The organism is Rhodospirillaceae bacterium (assembly GCA_016722635.1).
GTDB lineage: Bacteria > Pseudomonadota > Alphaproteobacteria > JAEUKQ01 > JAEUKQ01 > JAEUKQ01.
Map to the genome: position 1 here is coordinate 44,824 of JADKIX010000010.1, position 18,491 is coordinate 63,314.

13 protein-coding genes, 1 tRNA gene and 1 pseudogene are annotated in these 18,491 nt (G+C 44.0%); 9 read left to right on the top strand and 6 right to left on the bottom strand.

Going from position 1 to position 18,491, the window contains the following annotated elements:
- Positions 1–103: 103 nt before the first annotated feature.
- The gene (locus tag IPP67_04370; protein ID MBL0338408.1) at positions 104–409 is read right to left on the bottom strand and encodes an RNA-binding S4 domain-containing protein; all 306 of its coding nucleotides are present in this window, start codon (positions 407–409) and stop codon (positions 104–106) included.
- Entirely contained in the window at positions 406–2,886 is a 2,481-nt protein-coding gene (locus IPP67_04375; protein ID MBL0338409.1) for a disulfide oxidoreductase, read from the bottom strand. Before IPP67_04375 ends, IPP67_04370 begins: the two co-directional genes overlap by 4 nt.
- Before the next feature lie 210 nt (positions 2,887–3,096).
- Between IPP67_04375 and htpG the strand changes: the two genes are divergently transcribed.
- Both htpG and IPP67_04385 read left to right on the top strand, forming a co-directional pair.
- On the top strand, positions 3,097–4,968 hold the full coding sequence (gene htpG / locus IPP67_04380) for a molecular chaperone HtpG (protein ID MBL0338410.1): 1,872 nt from the start codon (positions 3,097–3,099) through the stop codon (positions 4,966–4,968).
- Between the two features lie 158 nt (positions 4,969–5,126).
- Positions 5,127–5,285, top strand: coding sequence for a hypothetical protein (locus IPP67_04385; protein MBL0338411.1), 159 nt, complete (start codon positions 5,127–5,129; stop codon positions 5,283–5,285).
- Between the two features lie 308 nt (positions 5,286–5,593).
- Here IPP67_04385 and acnA read toward each other — a convergent pair whose 3' ends face one another.
- A complete protein-coding gene (gene acnA / locus IPP67_04390) occupies positions 5,594–8,284 on the bottom strand; it encodes an aconitate hydratase AcnA (GenBank protein MBL0338412.1) in 2,691 nt (896 codons plus the stop codon).
- Positions 8,285–8,493: 209 nt separating this feature from the next.
- Between acnA and ccmA the strand changes: the two genes are divergently transcribed.
- The 3 genes and pseudogenes from ccmA to IPP67_04405 all read left to right on the top strand — a co-directional run bounded on the left by ccmA (position 8,494) and on the right by IPP67_04405 (position 10,573).
- Positions 8,494–9,135: a heme ABC exporter ATP-binding protein CcmA gene (gene ccmA, locus IPP67_04395; GenBank protein MBL0338413.1), complete on the top strand. Its 642-nt coding sequence runs from the start codon at positions 8,494–8,496 to the stop codon at positions 9,133–9,135.
- 11 nt (positions 9,136–9,146) lie between these two features.
- Entirely contained in the window at positions 9,147–9,812 is a 666-nt protein-coding gene (locus tag IPP67_04400) for a heme exporter protein CcmB (GenBank protein MBL0338414.1), read from the top strand.
- 34 nt (positions 9,813–9,846) lie between these two features.
- A pseudogene (locus IPP67_04405) lies at positions 9,847–10,573 on the top strand (heme ABC transporter permease).
- Between the two features lie 10 nt (positions 10,574–10,583).
- Here the strand turns inward: IPP67_04405 and IPP67_04410 are convergent.
- The 3 genes from IPP67_04410 to IPP67_04420 form a co-directional block, all read right to left on the bottom strand.
- Positions 10,584–11,084 (bottom strand): helix-turn-helix domain-containing protein, encoded by a 501-nt coding sequence (locus IPP67_04410; GenBank protein MBL0338415.1) that lies wholly within the window; start codon positions 11,082–11,084, stop codon positions 10,584–10,586.
- Between the two features lie 472 nt (positions 11,085–11,556).
- The gene (locus tag IPP67_04415) at positions 11,557–11,934 is read right to left on the bottom strand and encodes a hypothetical protein (protein MBL0338416.1); all 378 of its coding nucleotides are present in this window, start codon (positions 11,932–11,934) and stop codon (positions 11,557–11,559) included.
- A 556-nt stretch (positions 11,935–12,490) separates the two neighbouring features.
- A tRNA-Ala gene (locus IPP67_04420) sits at positions 12,491–12,566 on the bottom strand.
- Positions 12,567–12,923: 357 nt separating this feature from the next.
- Here IPP67_04420 and IPP67_04425 point away from each other — a divergent pair.
- The 4 genes from IPP67_04425 to IPP67_04440 all read left to right on the top strand — a co-directional run bounded on the left by IPP67_04425 (position 12,924) and on the right by IPP67_04440 (position 18,422).
- The gene (locus IPP67_04425) at positions 12,924–13,358 is read left to right on the top strand and encodes a hypothetical protein (GenBank protein MBL0338417.1); all 435 of its coding nucleotides are present in this window, start codon (positions 12,924–12,926) and stop codon (positions 13,356–13,358) included.
- Between the two features lie 278 nt (positions 13,359–13,636).
- Positions 13,637–17,050 (top strand): NAD-glutamate dehydrogenase, encoded by a 3,414-nt coding sequence (locus IPP67_04430; protein MBL0338418.1) that lies wholly within the window; start codon positions 13,637–13,639, stop codon positions 17,048–17,050.
- Complete coding sequence (locus IPP67_04435; GenBank protein MBL0338419.1) at positions 16,984–18,183, top strand: NAD-glutamate dehydrogenase; 1,200 nt, start codon at positions 16,984–16,986, stop codon at positions 18,181–18,183. The genes IPP67_04430 and IPP67_04435 overlap by 67 nt, the downstream gene beginning before the upstream one ends.
- Positions 18,180–18,422 carry a hypothetical protein gene (locus IPP67_04440; GenBank protein MBL0338420.1) on the top strand — a complete coding sequence of 81 codons (243 nt, stop codon included), beginning with the start codon at positions 18,180–18,182 and terminating at the stop codon, positions 18,420–18,422. Before IPP67_04435 ends, IPP67_04440 begins: the two co-directional genes overlap by 4 nt.
- The last annotated feature ends 69 nt before the right edge of the window (positions 18,423–18,491 follow it).

Consider the following 18,491-nt stretch of genomic DNA (forward strand, 5'->3'; position numbering starts at 1 on the left):
AACAAATATTTTTGGCAAATGATCATCTTTTGGCTGCTCAAAATATCATTATTATCGACAGGTGCAAATAAATATTTTAACACATGCCCACGCTGCCAATTGTTCAATATTGGGGCGGCAAGCCAGGGTTGGCGGTCAGTTCTTTATATAATTTTTTTGCGTCAACGGCAGGGCCGCGTCTGACGGCAATCGCTACAATTTCTAAAACACAAATTCGGTCATGCCAAGCAAATGTTAACACATCGCCAATTTGGACAAAAGCGCCGCCTTTTTGCACCGCATGCCCATTAATCCTGATCCGGGTTTCTGTACAAAAAAGGGTGGCAGCACTACGGGTCTTTAAGAATCTGGCACACCATAACCATTTATCAAGCCTAGTTTTGGGAAGTGGTTGGGAGGTTTTATTCATTTGGCCGCCAGCAAGTTTTTTAAGTTGGCAAAAGGTGAGTGGGGATTAACCGGCCGGAATTTATTTCTGGTAAATGTTTTGACAGGTTTGGATAAGGGTTTATAAAAATCTCCCTCTTCGGTGCGATACTTTTGGTATCCTAAAAAAGCTAAAATAAGTGCAAATTCATGAATTTTGGCTGGGAATTGTCCTAGAAGATCTGACTTCAGCTGAAAATCCCCCTTTGCCGCAATCGTCTTAAAATATCTGTCAATCCTTTCCAAAATATCTGCCCGAACGGCCAATTTTTTCAGCATGTGATAGCCAAGGGCTTCATAACAAAAAGCAGGAGTGTTTTTGCGGATGTAAAATAAAGGCCGGTTTTTATATTGAAGTGTTTCAGCGGGTGCGTTGAAAATTTTCCACAATAGATGCCTGAGAAAAAATGTTTTTCCTTGGAAAGCGGATTTTAACCAAACCGCATGATGGCTGAAAACCATGCGATTTTTCCCTAAAAGAGGGCGTAATTCTAATAAGTCCGGCCACATCTCACCCAGCATGTTTTTGGTCATGAAACCAAGGGATTGCTGTAGTTGAAACAATAACCCTTTTCCTAGAGGGGGCAGGCTGCTGTCTTCAATGACACCGTAAAAATCGGGCATTTGGCGTTGCAAATGGGTTGCTAGCCATTGATGTAAATGTTGGGTTAAAGCAATTTGTTGGGTAGGTTCCAATAAATCATCACCTATCAGTTTTAATTGCGGGGTTAATATGTCCTTACCTTTGGTTAGTTGGGCAATTGCCATATCTTCCCACACAATTTCCCCGGCCTCGGTCAAATGGAGATGATCAGGGGACTTCCGTAATTGCTGTATCCGTTTATCTATTTCCTGGCGCAACGCCCGTCTTGCCACATGGTGTAATTGGTGATGCGCAGAAAGGCCCTGTGTGTTGTCCGCTACAAAACGGAACCCTTGCAACCAACCAATAGGGTAGCCTTCGACGATCACTTGGCCGTCTTTCAAGATTCCGGCCAAAATATCGGTTTTTCCATGTAATTGTTTGGTTAGGACTGTGTGGCGGCGATCCACAAAACGTTGCGTTAACTGGCGGTGCAGGGCATCTGACAACTTATCTTCGATAGCGCGCGTTCTTTCCTGCCATTCTAGTGGGTTGGCAAGCCAGTTGGGGCGGTAGGCAATATAAGTCCAAGTGCGAATATGCCCGAGCCTGGCCATTAAAGCATCGATATCGCCGTCCACATGATTTAAGCGTTCAATTTGAGATGCCACCCAATCTTTAGGGATATGCTGATACTGGTGTAAAAAAAGGAAAATCTGCTTTAATAATTGAGTGTGAGCATCGGTCATGATCTTGCGGAAATCAGGAATCTGGCACACATCCCATAATAGGTAGGTATGTTGGTGATTCTTACAAATGGACGCAATTTCTGGATCTTTAGATAATTGCAATAAAGCCGCATAATCATCCGCTTCAGAAGATTTTCTTAAAAAAGGGTAGGGTGATTTTTTATCTAAGCTTTGTAAAAGGCTCAAAGGTGACCTAAATTCCAATTGGTGATTGCGCCATTGGATCTGTTGCAACATATCAAAGCGATGATTTTCAATTGACTCCACTAAATCCTGTTCCAAAGGATCCAAATTTTCCGTTGTCCCAAAACTGCCATTGGTTAGCTGGCGGCCAGCCCGGCCCGCAATTTGGGCTAGTTCGGGCGCTTCCAAACGCCTTAAATAACGACCATCAAATTTTTTCAATTTGGCAAAGGCAACATGATGGATATCCATATTCAGGCCCATGCCGATGGCATCTGTGGCTACCAAGTAATCAACTTCGCCAGCTTGGTACATTTCAACCTGGGCATTACGGGTGCGGGGGCTTAACCCGCCCATCACGATCGATGTGCCGCCGCTTTGATGCCGAAGCAAATCAGCAATTCGGTATACATCTTCAAAAGAAAAGGCAATAATAGCACTGCGTTTGGGCAGGCGCGATAATTTTTGGTGTCCGACATGCGATAACACGGACATCCGCGGCCGATCAATATATTCAACGCCAGGTAATAAACATCTCAGCAAAGAACGGATGGTATCCGCCCCCATGAACATGGTCTCCGAAAGTCCACGGGCATGCATGAGGCGCTGGGTAAAAATATGGCCGCGTTCTGGGTTGGCCGCCAACTGGATTTCATCGACCGCTAAAAAATCCACCTTCTTGTCAATGGGCATGGATTCAACGGTGCAAATCCACCATTTTGCTTTAGCAGGGATAATTTTTTCCTCGCCCGTAATCAACGCCACATGCTCGGATCCTCGCAGACGGACGGCACGGTCATAATTTTCACGCGCCAGAAGCCTTAGGGGGAAACCAATCATCCCAGAGGAATGGCCTAACAAACGCTCCATGGCCAAATAGGTTTTGCCCGTATTGGTAGGGCCAAGAACCGCAACAATTTTACTTTTACTAAAATTTTCAGGCAAAACACACTCCTGTGTGTCAAAAGTTCTTGATAGGAAGGTAAGTTAATCTTATATCAAAAACAATATGCCCGTGAAATTTTTTGCTTAAAACCAGATATAACTAAAAAAAACCAAAAGCCTTCTTTTATTTTGGATTAGAAGTCATTACTTTCTTGATATCTTCAAGGCAAACACCACCAACAGCAATTCAAGGAACTATAGGGACAAAAAATGACAGCAGAGAAAATGGAATTCCAAGCCGAAGTCAGCAGGCTTTTGGAAATTGTTACGCATTCTTTATATAGTGATAAATCTGTTTTCCTGCGCGAGCTGATTGCAAATGCTGCCGATGCTTGCGATAAACTGCGCTATCTGGCGGTTACCAATTCCGGGTTGCTTGAAGACAATATCCATTTGCAAATCACCCTCAAAATCAATCAGAAAGATCGTTCTCTTCACATCAGTGATAATGGTATCGGCATGAATAAAGAGGAATTGATCACCAACCTTGGGACTATTGCCCATAGTGGCACGGCTAAGTTTTTAAAAGAGCAACTAGATAACGCGGATGAGAAAGCCGCCAAACCAAGTTTAATCGGGCAGTTTGGGGTTGGTTTTTATTCGGCTTTCATGGTCGCGGATAAGGTAGAAGTCATTTCCAAAAAAGCGGGTGAAGATAAGGGTTTTAAATGGGTTTCCGAGGGTAAGGGGGAATTCACCATTGACTCTTTTACTGTGGGTGGGCGTGGAACTGAGATTATTTTGCATGTAAAAAAAGCGGAAGAAAGATTTTTGGATCCCGCGGTTTTAAAAGAAATTATCCATAAATATTCCGATCATATTAATTTACCCATTATCCTGGATCACCAAGGAAAGCAGGAAAGGCTTAATCAAGCGACTGCCTTGTGGATGCGGGGCAAGACCGATATTACCACCCAACAATATAACGAATTCTATAAGCATTTAATGCATGCAGGGGAAGATCCCTGGGCAACGCTGCATTTCAAAGCAGAAGGGAAACTGGACTATACGGCTTTGCTGTTTATCCCATCGGAGCGTCCATTTGATCTTTTTCATCCCGAACATCGGGGTCATCTGCGCTTGCATGTCAAACGCATGTTTGTAACGGATCATGCCCCAGGATTATTACCGAAATGGCTGCGCTTTATGGAAGGTATTGTTGATTCAGAAGACCTACCCTTAAATATCAGCCGCGAAACGTTGCAGGATAATCCTATCCTAGGTAAAATCCGGCAAAATTTGGTTAAAAAGATTTTGGCAGAACTACAAAAGAAGGCAGATCAGTCACCTGAAGAACACCTAAAATTCTGGCAGAATTTTGGCCAGGTATTGAAAGAAGGGTTATGGGAGGATTACGAATACCGTCCGCAATTATTGAAACTGTTCCTGGCTGTTAACAGCCAGGATAATAAGCTGGTTTCCGTGTCTGAATATGTTGCCAAAATGAAGCCCAATCAGCAGGATATTTACTACTTATCTGCTGATAACATCGAGCAAGCGCAAAAAAGCCATTATTTGGAAGGGTTTAAGGAACGCCAAATTGATGTGCTATTGATGGTTGACCCAATTGATGAATTTTGGATTCCTAATATTGGCGAGATCGAAGGCAAGAAATTGGTTTCTGTAACCCGCAGTGGGCATGATTTAAATAAAATTTCTCCTGCTTCCTCAACCCCCTCCGAATCCGTCAATCAACCCGTGGTTGAGGGGGTTTTTACCCTATTCCGCATGGCCTTGAAAGATGTGGTCAAAGACGTGCAGCCTTCGCAAACCTTGCAGGATAGTCTGGCTTCCCTAGTCTCTGAGGCAGGGGATGCAGATATACGGTTGGAAAAACTTTTACGCCAATATAAGCAAACCCACCAGAAAACCAAACGGATTTTGGAAATTAACGCGCGTCACCCCCTAATCCGGGACTTAAGTATTTATTTGGAAAAAACCGGCCAGGCGGATGATTTGCAGGATATGGCCTGGATCATCTATGAACAAGCACGTCTGAGCGAGGGCGAGCAATTGCTGAACCCCAAAGAATATCATCAGCGATTGCAAAAATTCTTAAGGCGTTCCCTTAATCAAGGGTAATTTACGGATTTTTCATTGGCTTGACCATCGAGTCCTACTTAGTCATTTGAAAAACATCTGCAAGTGAAAATGACGAGAACCCTTATGTAGCCACATGGTTATTATTGTCGGTTGAGTTTCGTTTTCTGGATGGGTCTTGGTTTTCTTTGGGATAAAGTTTGAGTAACCAACTTATCTACGGTCTTGGTTATATGGCCGGTTCTTTTATGCGGGATGGCAGAGAGCTGTTTTTATCTGCGGATATTATGAAAGATAACCCAAGTGAATTTTTGGCGGCAACGCCAGGTTATATTGTCTATTGCGGCCGATATACATGAGCCGATGACCGAATCGTGACTCATCTAGATCGAGGTATTTTCCTGAAAGTGACAGATCAGTATAAAACGGTTTGTGGAATTACGCGGCGATAGATTGACGCCGCGTACGCCCCGTTCTGATGGACCCTGGGCATTGCAAATGCTTGATAGGGAAGAAGGTGCCTTTGGCTTGACACTTCTATTGAAATATAGAAGACGTTTTTATGGGTTATGCAAAAATATCAAGTCTTCATATCCCTCAGAAAAATGACGCCCAAACTTTTGAGAAAGAACCACAAGGCTATTCCCTGACTGATCCATCAAACGGGTTATTTTTTAACCAACTGACGTAAAACATAGGGAAGGATGCCCCCATTTTTATAATATTGGATCTCATCCTCTGTATTGATTGCCAATATAACCGGGATTTGCTCGCTTTGCCCGTTTTGCCTACCGATAACTAGCGTTAAACCCATTTTTGTTTTTAATTCAGCGGAAATCCCAACAACGCTCAAAAGCTCGGTGCCGTTCAATTGAAGTTGTTGACGGGTGGTACCCGGATGGAATTGTAAAGGCAAAATGCCCAGGGCAATCAAATTCGAACGATGGATACGTTCAAAGCTTTCCGCAACCACCGCCTCCACCCCTAATAATTTAGGTCCCTTGGCAGCCCAATCCCTGGAAGAGCCGGTGCCATACTCTTTCCCGGCCACAATCACCAATGGCACCTGGGTTTTCTGATACTGCATGGCGGCATCGTAAATAGATAGAATTTGTCCATCACCTGTCCGCGTAAAACCCCCTTCTTTCCCGGGAACTAGTTCATTGCGTAAACGGATATTGGCAAAGGTGCCGCGCATCATCACTTCATGGTTACCGCGCCTGGCGCCATAGGAATTGAAATCTTCCCGTCGCACGCCTAATCCTGCCAGATATAGGCCAGCTGGACTGTTTTGCTCAATCGAACCTGCAGGTGATATATGGTCTGTTGTAATATTATCCCCAAGCACCGCTAATATGCGGGCCCCTGTGATATTTTTTGGCTCTGCCGGAGAAGATTGGAAGTTATTAAAATAAGGAGCTTGGCGAACATAGCTTGATTTTTTATCCCATTGATAATTCAGTCCCTTGGGGGTTTTGATATTTTGCCACAAGGCATCTCCCTCAAAAACCAAACTATACCGTTTTTGGAACATCTCGGGTGTGATAGATTGGCGAACGGCCGCATCAATTTCATGATTGCTAGGCCAAATATCCTTAAGGTAGACAGGATTGCCCTTTTGATTGAAGCCGATCGGATCTGTTAAAAGATCAATAGCCATTGTCCCTGCCAGGGCATATGCCACTACTAACATGGGGGAAGCTAAGTAATTCGCCCTTGTTAAAGAATTAACGCGACCCTCGAAATTCCGATTGCCGGATAAAACGGCCGAGACAACCAACTGCTTCTTTTCGATAGCTTCGGCGATTTTTGTAGGCAAGGGACCCGAGTTGCCGATACAGGTGGTGCAGCCATAACCGACCAAATGGAACCCAATTTTATCTAATTCCTGTTGCAGTCCCGCTTTGGCGAAATAATCCGTAACGACTTGGGAACCGGGGGCCAAAGATGTTTTAACCCAAGGCTTCACTTTTAACCCTTTTTCATTGGCATGTTTGGCAAGCAAGGCTGCCCCCAACATCACGCTGGGGTTAGAGGTGTTGGTGCAGCTGGTGATCGCTGCAATCACCACATCGCCATCCATTAATTCTGTGCTATTGTTCGGGGTGGAAATTGTACGGACAACAGCAGATTTTTTACCAAATCCCGTCAGAGAAGATATAAAATTATTTTTGGCTTGGCTTAATAAAACTTTTTCTTGGGGCAGCCTTGGGCCAGCTAGGCAAGACTCGACTGTACTGATATCTAATGCCAGCGTTTCCGTAAATATGGGTTCACTCTTTTCATCCCTCCACAACCCTTGTTCTTTGGCATAATGCTCAACCAATTCGCATTGCGCTAAAGGACGACCGGTAAGTTTCAAATACCGAATTGTTTCCGCATCAATTGGGAAAAATCCACAGGTTGCGCCGTATTCCGGCGCCATGTTGGCGATGGTCGCGCGATCGGCCAAGGTCAAATGATTTAAACCTGGGCCGTAAAATTCAACAAATTTGTTAACCACACCCTTTTCGCGAAGCATTTGGGTGATGTTAAGCACTAAATCAGTGGCCGTGGTGCCTTCTTTTAATTGCCCGGTTAGCTTAAAACCAACGACTTCCGGAATGGTCATGGAAATGGGCTGGCCAAGCATAGCGGCCTCGGCCTCGACCCCACCAACCCCCCATCCAAGTACCGCCAACCCGTTAACCATGGTGGTGTGGCTGTCGGTTCCAACCACGGTATCTGGATATACTATAACGTTTTTATGGTTTTGCGCATCTTGCCCTTCTGTTGACCAAACTACTTGGGCCAGATATTCCACATTCACTTGGTGACAAATCCCGGTACCAGGCGGCACCACCCGAAAATTATTAAAGGCGGTTTGACCCCAGCGCAAAAAGGCATATCGCTCGCCATTGCGCTGATATTCTAATTCAACATTTTTATGAAAAGCATCCGGTGTGCCAAAATAATCAACCATCACGGAATGGTCGATCACTAAATCCACGGGCGATAGGGGGTTAATTTTTTTCGGATCGGCTCCCATCTTAACCATGGCGTCCCGCATGACCGCTAAGTCAATAACGGCAGGCACACCCGTAAAATCTTGCATCAATACCCGGGCAGGGCGGAAAGCGATTTCTTGATTAGATTTTTTTGTTTTTGTCCAATCTACCAAGGCTTGGATATCACGGGTTGTAACAGTACGCCCATCTTCATAACGCAATAAATTTTCCAGCAAGATCTTTAAAGAATAAGGTAATTTGGATATATCACCTAATTTTTGCTGCGCGATTTTTAGGCTGAAATAATCAAAGGTTTGATTGCCTATTTTTAGCTTGGCGCGCACCTTTAAGCTGTCTTTTCCCACTTGCACAATTACTCTCCATCCCGTACCGGATTATAAAAATTTACTTTCTTACTTTATATTCTTTCATGGATCTATCATGGAACTTGTCTTTTATTTCGTCAATCTTTTTACGGCAGGGCATGATGAAGAATAATTCTTTGAATTCTGACTTATTCTTTATAAACTGAAAGATGTTAAATGAATCTTTCATGTAAAAAATTCTTCAGAAAGCAGATATGTTAACTGTCGCAAATATGTCCTATAGCCGCAATGGGATAGCCGTCCTAAAAAAAATCTCTTTTCAGCTCGAAAAGGGTAGTGGGGCAATTATTTTAGGGGCGAATGGCGCCGGTAAAACAACTTTAATTAAAGGGTTGGCCGGTATTTTATCTCTTGCCCCGCACAGTAAAATTTTATGGGGCCACCAGCAGCTCCGGGAAGCGGTTGATGTGAAAATTGGTTATTTGGGACATCAAAATGGTTTAAAAAATATCCTGACTGTTAAGGAAAATTTGCGGTTGGCGATGATGCTATATTATCCTGCCGCCACCAAATTATCATTAGAAAAATGGCTGGAATATTGGGGATTGGGGAAGTTAGCGGATCAGGCAACACAAAACTTGTCTGCAGGCCAACAACGTAGGCTGGCATTGGCCCGCTTATGCGCCTTGGAAAGTAATCTTTGGTTGCTTGATGAACCTTTGACATCTTTAGACAGCGAAGCTGCATTGTTATTTCAGGAGCAATTGGATCAATTCCTCAAAAATCAAGGCATTGTGATCATGAGCAGCCACCAACTTATCCATCATCCCGCCTTAACGCCTTTTTTACTGGAACGGGGTAAGGTCATTCCTCATCCATCCTCCTATAAAGGATGAGGATTAAAAATATGTTTGGGCCATTTTACGGATTGGTTGTTCGGGAAATTCTAACGGGGTGGCGGCAACAAAATGATGTAATCATTTCATCGGTTTTTTTCGTGCTGGCGGGGACGATTTTTGCGATTACGACCGGGGGTGACCATCAAGGGCTTGCAAAGGTTTCGGGTGGCATTATTTGGGTTTTATTTGTATTGACAGGGTTTTTACCGATTGACCGTTTATGGAAAGAAGACCTAGAGGACGGAACCTTGGACCAAATGCTTAGCTTGTCGGTGCCTGGCTGGCAATTAGCGGTAGCTAAAAGTTTGCGCCATATGATGATTATGTTGCCAACGGTGGTTCTAGCTGTCCCTTGCGCCGCTCTTTTGTTACAATTCCCATTGCCGCAATTAGGAAGATTAACCCTAGGGTTTTTGATAGCCTTACCTAGCTTTAGTTTATTGACTGTTATGGGTGCTGCCTTTACTTTAAAAGCGAAAGGCCAACAATTGGTAATCGCGATTATCCTATTACCTTTAATGCTGCCTGTATTAATTTTTGGGGCCGAATTATCGCAACCTATCTTTGAGGCATCGTCGTCAATTTGGGTGAATATCAGCGCGTTAACCGCCTTGTTTTTATTCTTTTTAATTCTATGCCCCTGGATGACAGGATTGGTGTTACGTTACGGGTAAACAGTATCAACGGGGTGAGGAGTCAGGCATAAAAATGCGACGTATTTTTACCAATATTTATACCCTAGACGGGCTGATTGCTAAGTTATTGCCATGGATCGCCAGCATAACATTTGTGTTGATGGCTGTCGGGTTATATGGGGGCTTATTTATCTCGCCTGCGGATATGGAGCAGGGCGAAACCGTGCGGATTATGTATGTCCACGTGCCTGCGGCCTCAATTGGATTAATCATTTATACCCTGATTGCCTGTTGGGGCTTTGTTTTTTTAGTGTGGCGGGCGAGGGTTGCGGATATGATGATACAGGCAGCTGTTCCTATCGGGGCAATTTATACCCTTTTGGCGCTTATTACCGGTTCTTTATGGGGAAAGCCAATGTGGGGAACTTGGTGGGTTTGGGACGCGCGCTTAACCTCAACCCTTATCCTATTTTTTCTGTATTTAGGTATTCTTATTTTACGCCGTGCCTTTGAGGAATCAGGAAATGGCGGCGCGGGCCGCAGCTTTGCTGGCTATGGTGGGGGGGATCAATATCCCTATTATTAAGTTTTCCGTGGATTGGTGGTATACCTTACATCAGCCTGCCAGTTTGATCCGGTTAGATGGACCCACGATTGATGCAAGTTTCCTGTATCCCTTACTCATCATGATGGCGGCGTTTTTCTGTCTTTTTTTGACCTTATTGATGGTTAGGATCAGGACAATTATTGTATCTAAACGGCTGCAAAACTATCATTTGCGGCATCTTATGGATATTTAAGGTCCCTGCATCAATCGACGAATTTCATATGGACAATGAATGAGGCCCGATGGGATGGATCATCATCCCATCCTCTTTCTTCCAACCAAGAAAAATAATTATTTTGATTGGCTTCTGAATGAAGTATTTCCATTCCTATTTGCTTGATGATCAAGCTGGTCAAATCAATTGCCTTTTTTTGCATCCAGAAGGGGATAAAATTCAACCCCAAAAATGCATGATAATCCTTTTCTTCAAAGCACTGAACCAAAACAACTGCCTGCGGAATTTTTTCTGTTTTGCTGACAAAGTCCGCAAATGATTTCAAGAATTTTTCTAAATAATGTTTTTTATATATATCAGCCATGAAGTTAATGGTATCCCCGGAGGGGGAACGCAAACCATTTTCCCACCGCATGACCGTTACATCCGCATTAATCCCGTTCAAACCGACAACACGGGCGAAAGCCTCGGCACTAAGGCCGAGGCTTCGACGCACTGTTTTGATTTGTTCCGCAGTTAAGGTTCCCACTTATTGGCATCCTGGCATTAATTGAAAGCCAATTCAGAAGGGATAGGAGCCTTACTTCCTAATGTTTCTAGGATTATCTCTTCCCAGACCCTGATTGCGGTTTTTATCCGAAGTTTCATATGATTCCACAGAAGAAGGCTTTTGCTTATGGTGGTTTTGATTACCTTCGTTTGCCTTAGGGCTCGTTTTCGGGTTAGCAGATTGACCATAATCTTTGGAGGTCGAATTTTATTATGACTAAACTCCCTAGAACTTACTTTCTTACCGGGTTCATACGCCGATTCTTCTGGTTTATCAAGCTGTTCGGCAGAAATATTTTGTCCCGTATCACCATTTTCAGTTGGGGCAGATGTATGACTCTTTCCAACTGGTGGTTGGCGATAGTCAAAACCAGCTTTTTTGTCCGGTTTATATCGGCTGGGTGTGTGAGAAGTTTGGGGATCATTAACCGCGGATTTTTTATAAGTGCCTTCTACAGGGCCGGGTTTTTGCTGGCCAGTATTTGATGTCGTATTATACGGGGTTTTGTCAGGGGAAGTGCCAGGGTTGTTGTGACTGTGGTTCTGCTGACCAGGATTGTTTGGTTGTTGTGCAGAAAGGGGCTACCTGGCCGGTTCTGGCTGTGCTTATCATCAGCGCTACTAGGTTGCTGGTAAGTGCTGTTTGATTGATTCTCCTGGCCGCCGGTTGCACCAGTTTTTGGAGCCATGTTTTGTTTTGGCTGAACTTGGCCAGGCTTCAGGGAACCATCAGATTGCCCATGGGCCTGATTAGCTGAGCCTTGGTAAGTTTTATCTGTTTGGTTCGCATCTATTTTAAAATTTTTATTGGTATTATTTTTATTTTCCACGATAAATAGCCTCCTTAGCTATGATTAAATGCCGTGACGGCGAAGCATCAGTCCCGATCTAAAATATGAATCATTTTAGGACAGGAATCTGTTTTTTACGTATATTTTTTAGAATATCTACTGCTTGACCGGGAACTTTGTAGTTGCCAGATCTTTTTAGGCTTGTGTAAGCTTTTATTATTTCCAGATTTATTTGTATCTGTATCTATTAGCTTCCTAGAGTTATCGGCTAATATATTAACAGCGTAGAACATTACAGAGTATGTTAATAATTATTGTTGTCAAGCATAAAAACACATTAGAGTGTTCAGCAATAAAAACAGATGGTGTACCCCGCTTATAAATGTGCTTTTTATCGGGATAGGCGATGTTGTAGAAAATCAACAAAAGTTGGGTTTCGACGAAAATACCAGATAATGAAATAACGGGGTTCAGACTAAAAACCACGACTAATTTATTTTGTGATGAGGCTGGATGTGATTACCAATGAATCGCTAGTCCCTAATTTAGGGTAACAGTATTAGTAATAATAAGCACCGCTAGTTTTTTTGGAGTTTGGTGGAGCCGAGGGGAATCGAACCCCTGACCTTCTCATTGCGAACGAGACGCTCTCCCAACTGAGCTACGACCCCTAATTTCCTTTGGAAATTGGTCTCTCAACCAAGTCCTGAACATAGGGAAAGTATGAAAAAATTCAACAATTATTTTTTGGGGATAAAATTACTGCAAAAATCAATGCAGATGTTTTTCTGCCTTCAGGGCATCAAACAGGTGTATTCGTGACTTATTTGCAACAAAACATTAAATAAACATTGCAATTAGGACGATATTAGGGAAATAATGCTTGCGAAGAGATAAATTCCTTTGAAAACTTTGCAAGTTAATGTAAATATTTAGTAATGTTATTGATAAGATAATGTTTAAAGAATTATTACATCTCAATATACATTTTTGTAAAACTTTAAACCTTAAGAATAGGGGAAAAAATTATGGCTGCTTTTTATTTTACCGCTGTGATATCGATATTGTTAGGGCTTTTAGCTGCGCCTAGTTTATTGGCAGGCCAAAATCCTAAGGCTCAAGAAATGTTAAACAAATTAGTACCGTTTCAAGGTATTTTTGGTATCATGTTGTTTTTTGGGTTTTTTAGGTTGATATTTGATATATTAATGCATTTTGGCACATTTACATATACGCCGATTCTTTTGGTTTCCTACCTGCTTCTTACTTTGGTTCAAGTATTCCTAGGTTTCTTGTTGGGCTTCGGTTTTATCAGCAAAATGACCAGCGGCAACGAGCAAGCACGGGCCAAATCTGAAGCATTGCGTGCGAAATTGGCTGTTTACCAAGGGCCATTGGGCATTGCCTCAATTATCTTGGGTGTTTGGTTTATCATTTACGCAGTGGCTTTATTTGGCTATTAATCCTTAAGATTAATCGTTTAGAATTAGCGATATTAATAAAAAGCGTATCCTACAGAGGGGTACGCTTTTTTATTGGGTACGGTTAGCAAAAGGCTCGTGGTTAATCACAATATTTTTTTGCGGTATCTTTTATGAAAACAATTGCGTTTTTTTAAAGAAAGCCGATAATCCCGGTTGAATTAGGAGAAAGCGGTCACACCGCAATCTTTATCAAGCGCAAATATTGACGGTTAGATCATTATTTTCTTCATTTTCTATTCGAAGGTGTGGGCAATTCCATGGTACATCAGGCTGAAAAATCAAAACAAGATTTGTTGGATCAAGTGATCCAACTGTCAAAAACCCTGCTAAAAACGCCCCAATTGGAAGTGCAGGAGTTTATTAAGCGTTTTTATAGCAATGTGTCCCCCGAAGACTTACTGATTGAAACCCCTGAAAATTTGTGCGGTGCTGCCTTGTCCTTATGGAATTGGGGCGCCTTGCGTGAACCAGGAATTGCCAAGCTGCGCCTATATAACCCAAAACAGCAAGAACATGGTTGGCGAAGCCCGTATTCCATTATTGAAATTGTCAATGATGATATGTCATTTCTGGTCGATTCGGTGGTGCGGGCGCTGCAGCGGCAGGATTTGGCAGTGTATTTGATTATCCATCCGGTATTGCTGGTAAAACGCCAAGCAGGCCAGCGCCAAAAAATGGGCGAAGGCCCGAGTAAAAGTCCGGGTGAAAGTCTGCCGGAATCTTTTATGCAAATTCGCATCAGTGAACAAACATCGCCTGAGCGTATGGCTGAAATCCAGCAATCCATCACCGACGTTTTGAAGGATGTACGACTGGCGGTTGGGGATTGGGCTGCGATGCGGGCGCAAAACCAGGCCATCCAAAAAATGCTTGGCAACATGCCAGCCAAAGATGGTGGAGAATATCAGCAATTCCTGCAATGGTTGGATGATGACCATTTTACTTATTTGGGGATGGCGGAATATAATTTTGGCGCTGCTATCACGTCCTCAATGCCCGCTGCTAAGCGTATCAAAGAATGGGGGATGTTTAAGAATCCTGCTTTCAAACTATATGCGGATCAGGGCTTTCATGATCAATTGCCCCCAGAAATTTCTGAGCTATCTGCTGAAAAAACTTTATTATTGGTCAAGGCGGGCTTCTTTTCAACTGTCCATCGCCATGCGTTGATGGATGTGGTGGTTATCGGTAAATTATCAGCCCAAGGGAAAGTGGAAGGTTGTTACCTGTTGGTGGGGTTATTAACCGCCCAAGCGTACCATAGCAGTTTGAAAGATGTGCCGATTGTAAGAAAGAAGCTGGCAAAAATCATTGAACGCGCTGCTTTCCCTGTTCCCGGCCATAACGCCAAATCGTTCCGCCATATTTTGGAAACATATCCGCGCGATGAGATATTCCAAGCGGATGAAAAGCATATTTATGAAACCGCCCTTGATATTTTACGGCTGCAGGAAAAACAGCGGATTGCCCTTTTTGTCAGGCGTGATGCCTTTAAACGCCTTTTTTATGCCATTGTCTGTTTGCCGAGGGATCGGTATGACAGTGAACTGCGCCAGCAGATTGAAGAGATGCTGGTGAAGGCCTTCAATGGCCAATTGCTAAGCACCAATAGCTATGTGAGTGATGATCCCCAATCCCGCCTGTATCTAATCATTAGGAGCAATCCCGCGGATCAAATCACGATCGATGTGGAGGAGGTGGAGCGCCGCCTGATAGAGACGGGAAGGTCCTGGAAAGCCAGGCTTCGGGATATATTAGTTGAAAAGTTCGGTGGCGAAAAAGCGCCGCGGATGATGCGGCGTTTTGTTGAAGCATTTCCGGCCAGTTACCGCGAACATTTTGATCCACAAACGGCTGCTTCTGATATTACGTTGATTGAACGAAGTTTGTCGGCGCGCGTCTTGACGCTTCATCTTTATCGCCCGGCGGGTACGGATGCCAACCAAATCCATTTGAAAATTTATAGCCCCTCCCAGCAAGTTAGCCTTTCGGATGCCTTGCCGGTTTTGGAGAATATGGGCCTGCGCGTGATCAGTGAAATGTCTTATGTGGTTGAACCGCATGGCGCTGGCAGCAAATTGTGGATTCATGATTTCAGCATGGTCACGGCCTATCATGACCAAGTGGAAATTGATAAAATCCAGTCCAATTTCCAAGATTGTTATTTAAGTATTTGGAACAAGGAAATTGAAAATGATGGGTTTAATGCGTTAGTTCTGCGGGCGTGGTTAAATTGGCGTCAAGTCACTGTATTGAGGGCTTATTGTAAGTATTTGCGGCAAGCGGCCATTCCGTTCAGCCAGCAATATATGGAAGAAACCTTGGTCGCCAATCCTTCCTTGACCGGCAAATTGGTGGTGTTGTTCGAATCGATGTTCACCCCTGATCAAACCTGTGATGCTCAGCTTGTCAACGGTTTGAAACAAGAAATTGAAAAATTGTTGGAAACAGTCACCAACCTTGATCAAGACCGTATTATCCGCCGGTATTTAAATGCCATTTTATCAACGTTGCGGACGAATTTTTTTCAAAAAACTGCAGATCAACACATTAAAAGCTATATTTCTTTTAAACTGAATTCACGCTTAGTTGAAGAATTGCCGCTTCCCTGCCCGATGGTAGAAATATTTGTCTATAGCCCGCGGGTTGAGGGCATCCATTTGCGTGGCGGTAAGGTCGCGCGGGGGGGGATCCGCTGGTCTGACCGCCGCGAAGACTTCCGCACCGAAATTCTAGGACTTCTGAAAGCGCAGATGGTCAAAAATTCAGTGATTGTACCCGTTGGTTCCAAAGGGGGGTTTGTTGTTAAAAACCCACCCGTAACGGGTGGCCGTGACGCCTTCCAACAAGAAGGCATTGAATGCTATAAAATCTTCATTAGCGGTCTTTTGGATATTACGGATAATTTGGTTAAAGATAAGGTGGTGGCGCCAATTGATGTGGTGCGTCGGGATGATGATGACCCTTATTTGGTGGTTGCCGCTGATAAAGGTACGGCAACTTTTTCCGATATCGCCAATAAAGTTTCCCAGCAATATGGTTTTTGGCTGGATGACGCTTTCGCATCTGGCGGCTCTGCTGGTTATGACCATAAGAAGATGGCTATTACGGCCCGCGGTGTTTGGGAAACAGTCAAGCGCCATTTTCGTGAAATGGGTAAGGATATCCAGTCTGAAGATTTCACCTGTGTGGGTGTTGGTGATATGTCGGGTGACGTTTTTGGTAACGGCCTGTTATTATCAAAACATACGCGGCTTTTGGGGGCGTTTAACCATTTACATATTTTTATTGACCCTAATCCTGATCCCGCCACTTCTTGGCAGGAGCGTAAGCGTTTGTTTGATTTGCCCAGATCTGCTTGGACGGATTATAACCCGCAATTCATTTCCCCGGGCGGTGGTGTTTTTGACCGGAAAGCTAAGTCCATCAAATTGTCGCCTGAAATCCGGCAATGTTTCGGATTGAAGAAAGAATTGGCAACACCCAATGAACTCATCCGCCTATTATTGCTCAGCCAGGTGGATTTACTATTTTTGGAGGGATTGGCACCTATGTTAAAGCAAGCGCTGAAAGCCATATTGAAGTTGGTGACCGGGCCAATGATGTGTTGCGGGTTGATGGCGCTGCGTTGCGTTGCCAAGTGGTCGGGGAAGGGGCCAACCTTGGCCTAACCCAATTAGGACGGGTGGAATTTGCCTTAAAGGGTGGGCGTATCAATACGGATGCCTTGGATAACTCCGCGGGTGTTGATTGTTCCGATCATGAAGTGAATATTAAGATCCTGTTAAATGGGATTATGGCCCAAGGTTCCCTGAAGCTTGATCAACGCAATATTCTCCTGGCGAAGATGACGGATGAAGTGGGGCAACTGGTACTCCGCGATAACTATCTGCAAAGCCAGGCTTTAAGTATATCGCAGTATTTGGGATGGATGTCGCTAGACCAGCAGGCACGTTTCATGCGTTCCTTGGAAAAACAAGGGAAATTAGATCGCGCCATTGAATTTTTGCCTGATGATGAAATGCTGCGGCAACGCCAAAGCGCTCAACTGGGTTTAACGCGTCCCGAACTCGCTATTCTACTGGCTTATGCCAAAATGACATTATATGAAGAACTGCTGCCCTCAAGTTTGCCGGATGACCAACAATTGGTGGATGACCTCTATCTATATTTTCCCAAGCCGCTTCAGCAACAATACCGCCAAGGAATTTCAAGTCATCGCTTGCGGCGGGAAATTATCGCAACTGCCGTCACCAATAGTTTGGTCAATAGGGTGGGGCCATCTTTCCTGTATGTTATGAAAGAAAGAACGGGCAAAACCGCACCTGATATTACCCGGGCTTATGCCATTACCCGGGCAACATTCAATCTGCGCCAATTATGGTCTGGCATCGAAGACCTGGACAACAAAGTCAGCGCGGATATCCAGCTGCGGATGTTTATCATCATTAACCGGATGGCGGAAGCTGCGACCTTATGGTTTTTGCAACAAGGCCAGCCTTCCTTAAATATTGCCGACCATTACCAAACCTATTCGCCTGGGTTAACGCTGATATCTCAAAATTTGGAAGATCTTTTAAGTGATCTAGACCGACAAAATTGGTTCAGTAACTCCAAACAAGCCATTGACCAAGGGGTACCAGAAAGCTTGGCCAATGCTATATATGCCTTGGAATATTTGGAAGCAGGGCTGGATATTGTTAGGATAGCCCAGGCTTTAAAGGCCGATGTGATGCATGCGGCAGCTGTTTATTTCCGTGCCGGGGATAAATTGCAATTTGATTGGCTGCGGATGCTGCCATGAAAGTGAATAAGCCAACCCATTGGGAGCGTATGGCGCTAACCGCCTTGTTAGAGGAGCTGGACGCGCAACAAAATGCCATTACAATGTCCATCTTAAAGGATTCGCCTCATCCAAACAGTAAGGATGTAGAACCTTTGATTGAAGATTGGAGCAAAAGCACCAAAGCGCTTGGGATGATACCCAAAGCTTGCTTGATGATTTGCGTAAATCTTCGGCGATTGACTTGGCAAAATTGGTGATTATCAGCCAGCAATTCAAATCATTGTTTAATTGATTTTTTGGCTTGCTGGCCATGCCGAGTTATATTT

What these genes read in the sequence shown, in the direction of transcription:
- IPP67_04440 (MBL0338420.1), top strand. Translation starts at nt 18,180, where the DNA reads ATGAAAGTGAATAAGCCAACCCATTGGGAGCGTATGGCGCTAACCGCC.
- IPP67_04430 (MBL0338418.1), top strand. Translation starts at nt 13,637, where the DNA reads ATGGTACATCAGGCTGAAAAATCAAAACAAGATTTGTTGGATCAAGTG.
- ccmA (MBL0338413.1), top strand. Translation starts at nt 8,494, where the DNA reads ATGTTAACTGTCGCAAATATGTCCTATAGCCGCAATGGGATAGCCGTC.
- IPP67_04370 (MBL0338408.1), bottom strand. Translation starts at nt 409, where the DNA reads ATGAATAAAACCTCCCAACCACTTCCCAAAACTAGGCTTGATAAATGG.
- IPP67_04425 (MBL0338417.1), top strand. Translation starts at nt 12,924, where the DNA reads ATGGCTGCTTTTTATTTTACCGCTGTGATATCGATATTGTTAGGGCTT.
- htpG (MBL0338410.1), top strand. Translation starts at nt 3,097, where the DNA reads ATGACAGCAGAGAAAATGGAATTCCAAGCCGAAGTCAGCAGGCTTTTG.
- IPP67_04400 (MBL0338414.1), top strand. Translation starts at nt 9,147, where the DNA reads ATGTTTGGGCCATTTTACGGATTGGTTGTTCGGGAAATTCTAACGGGG.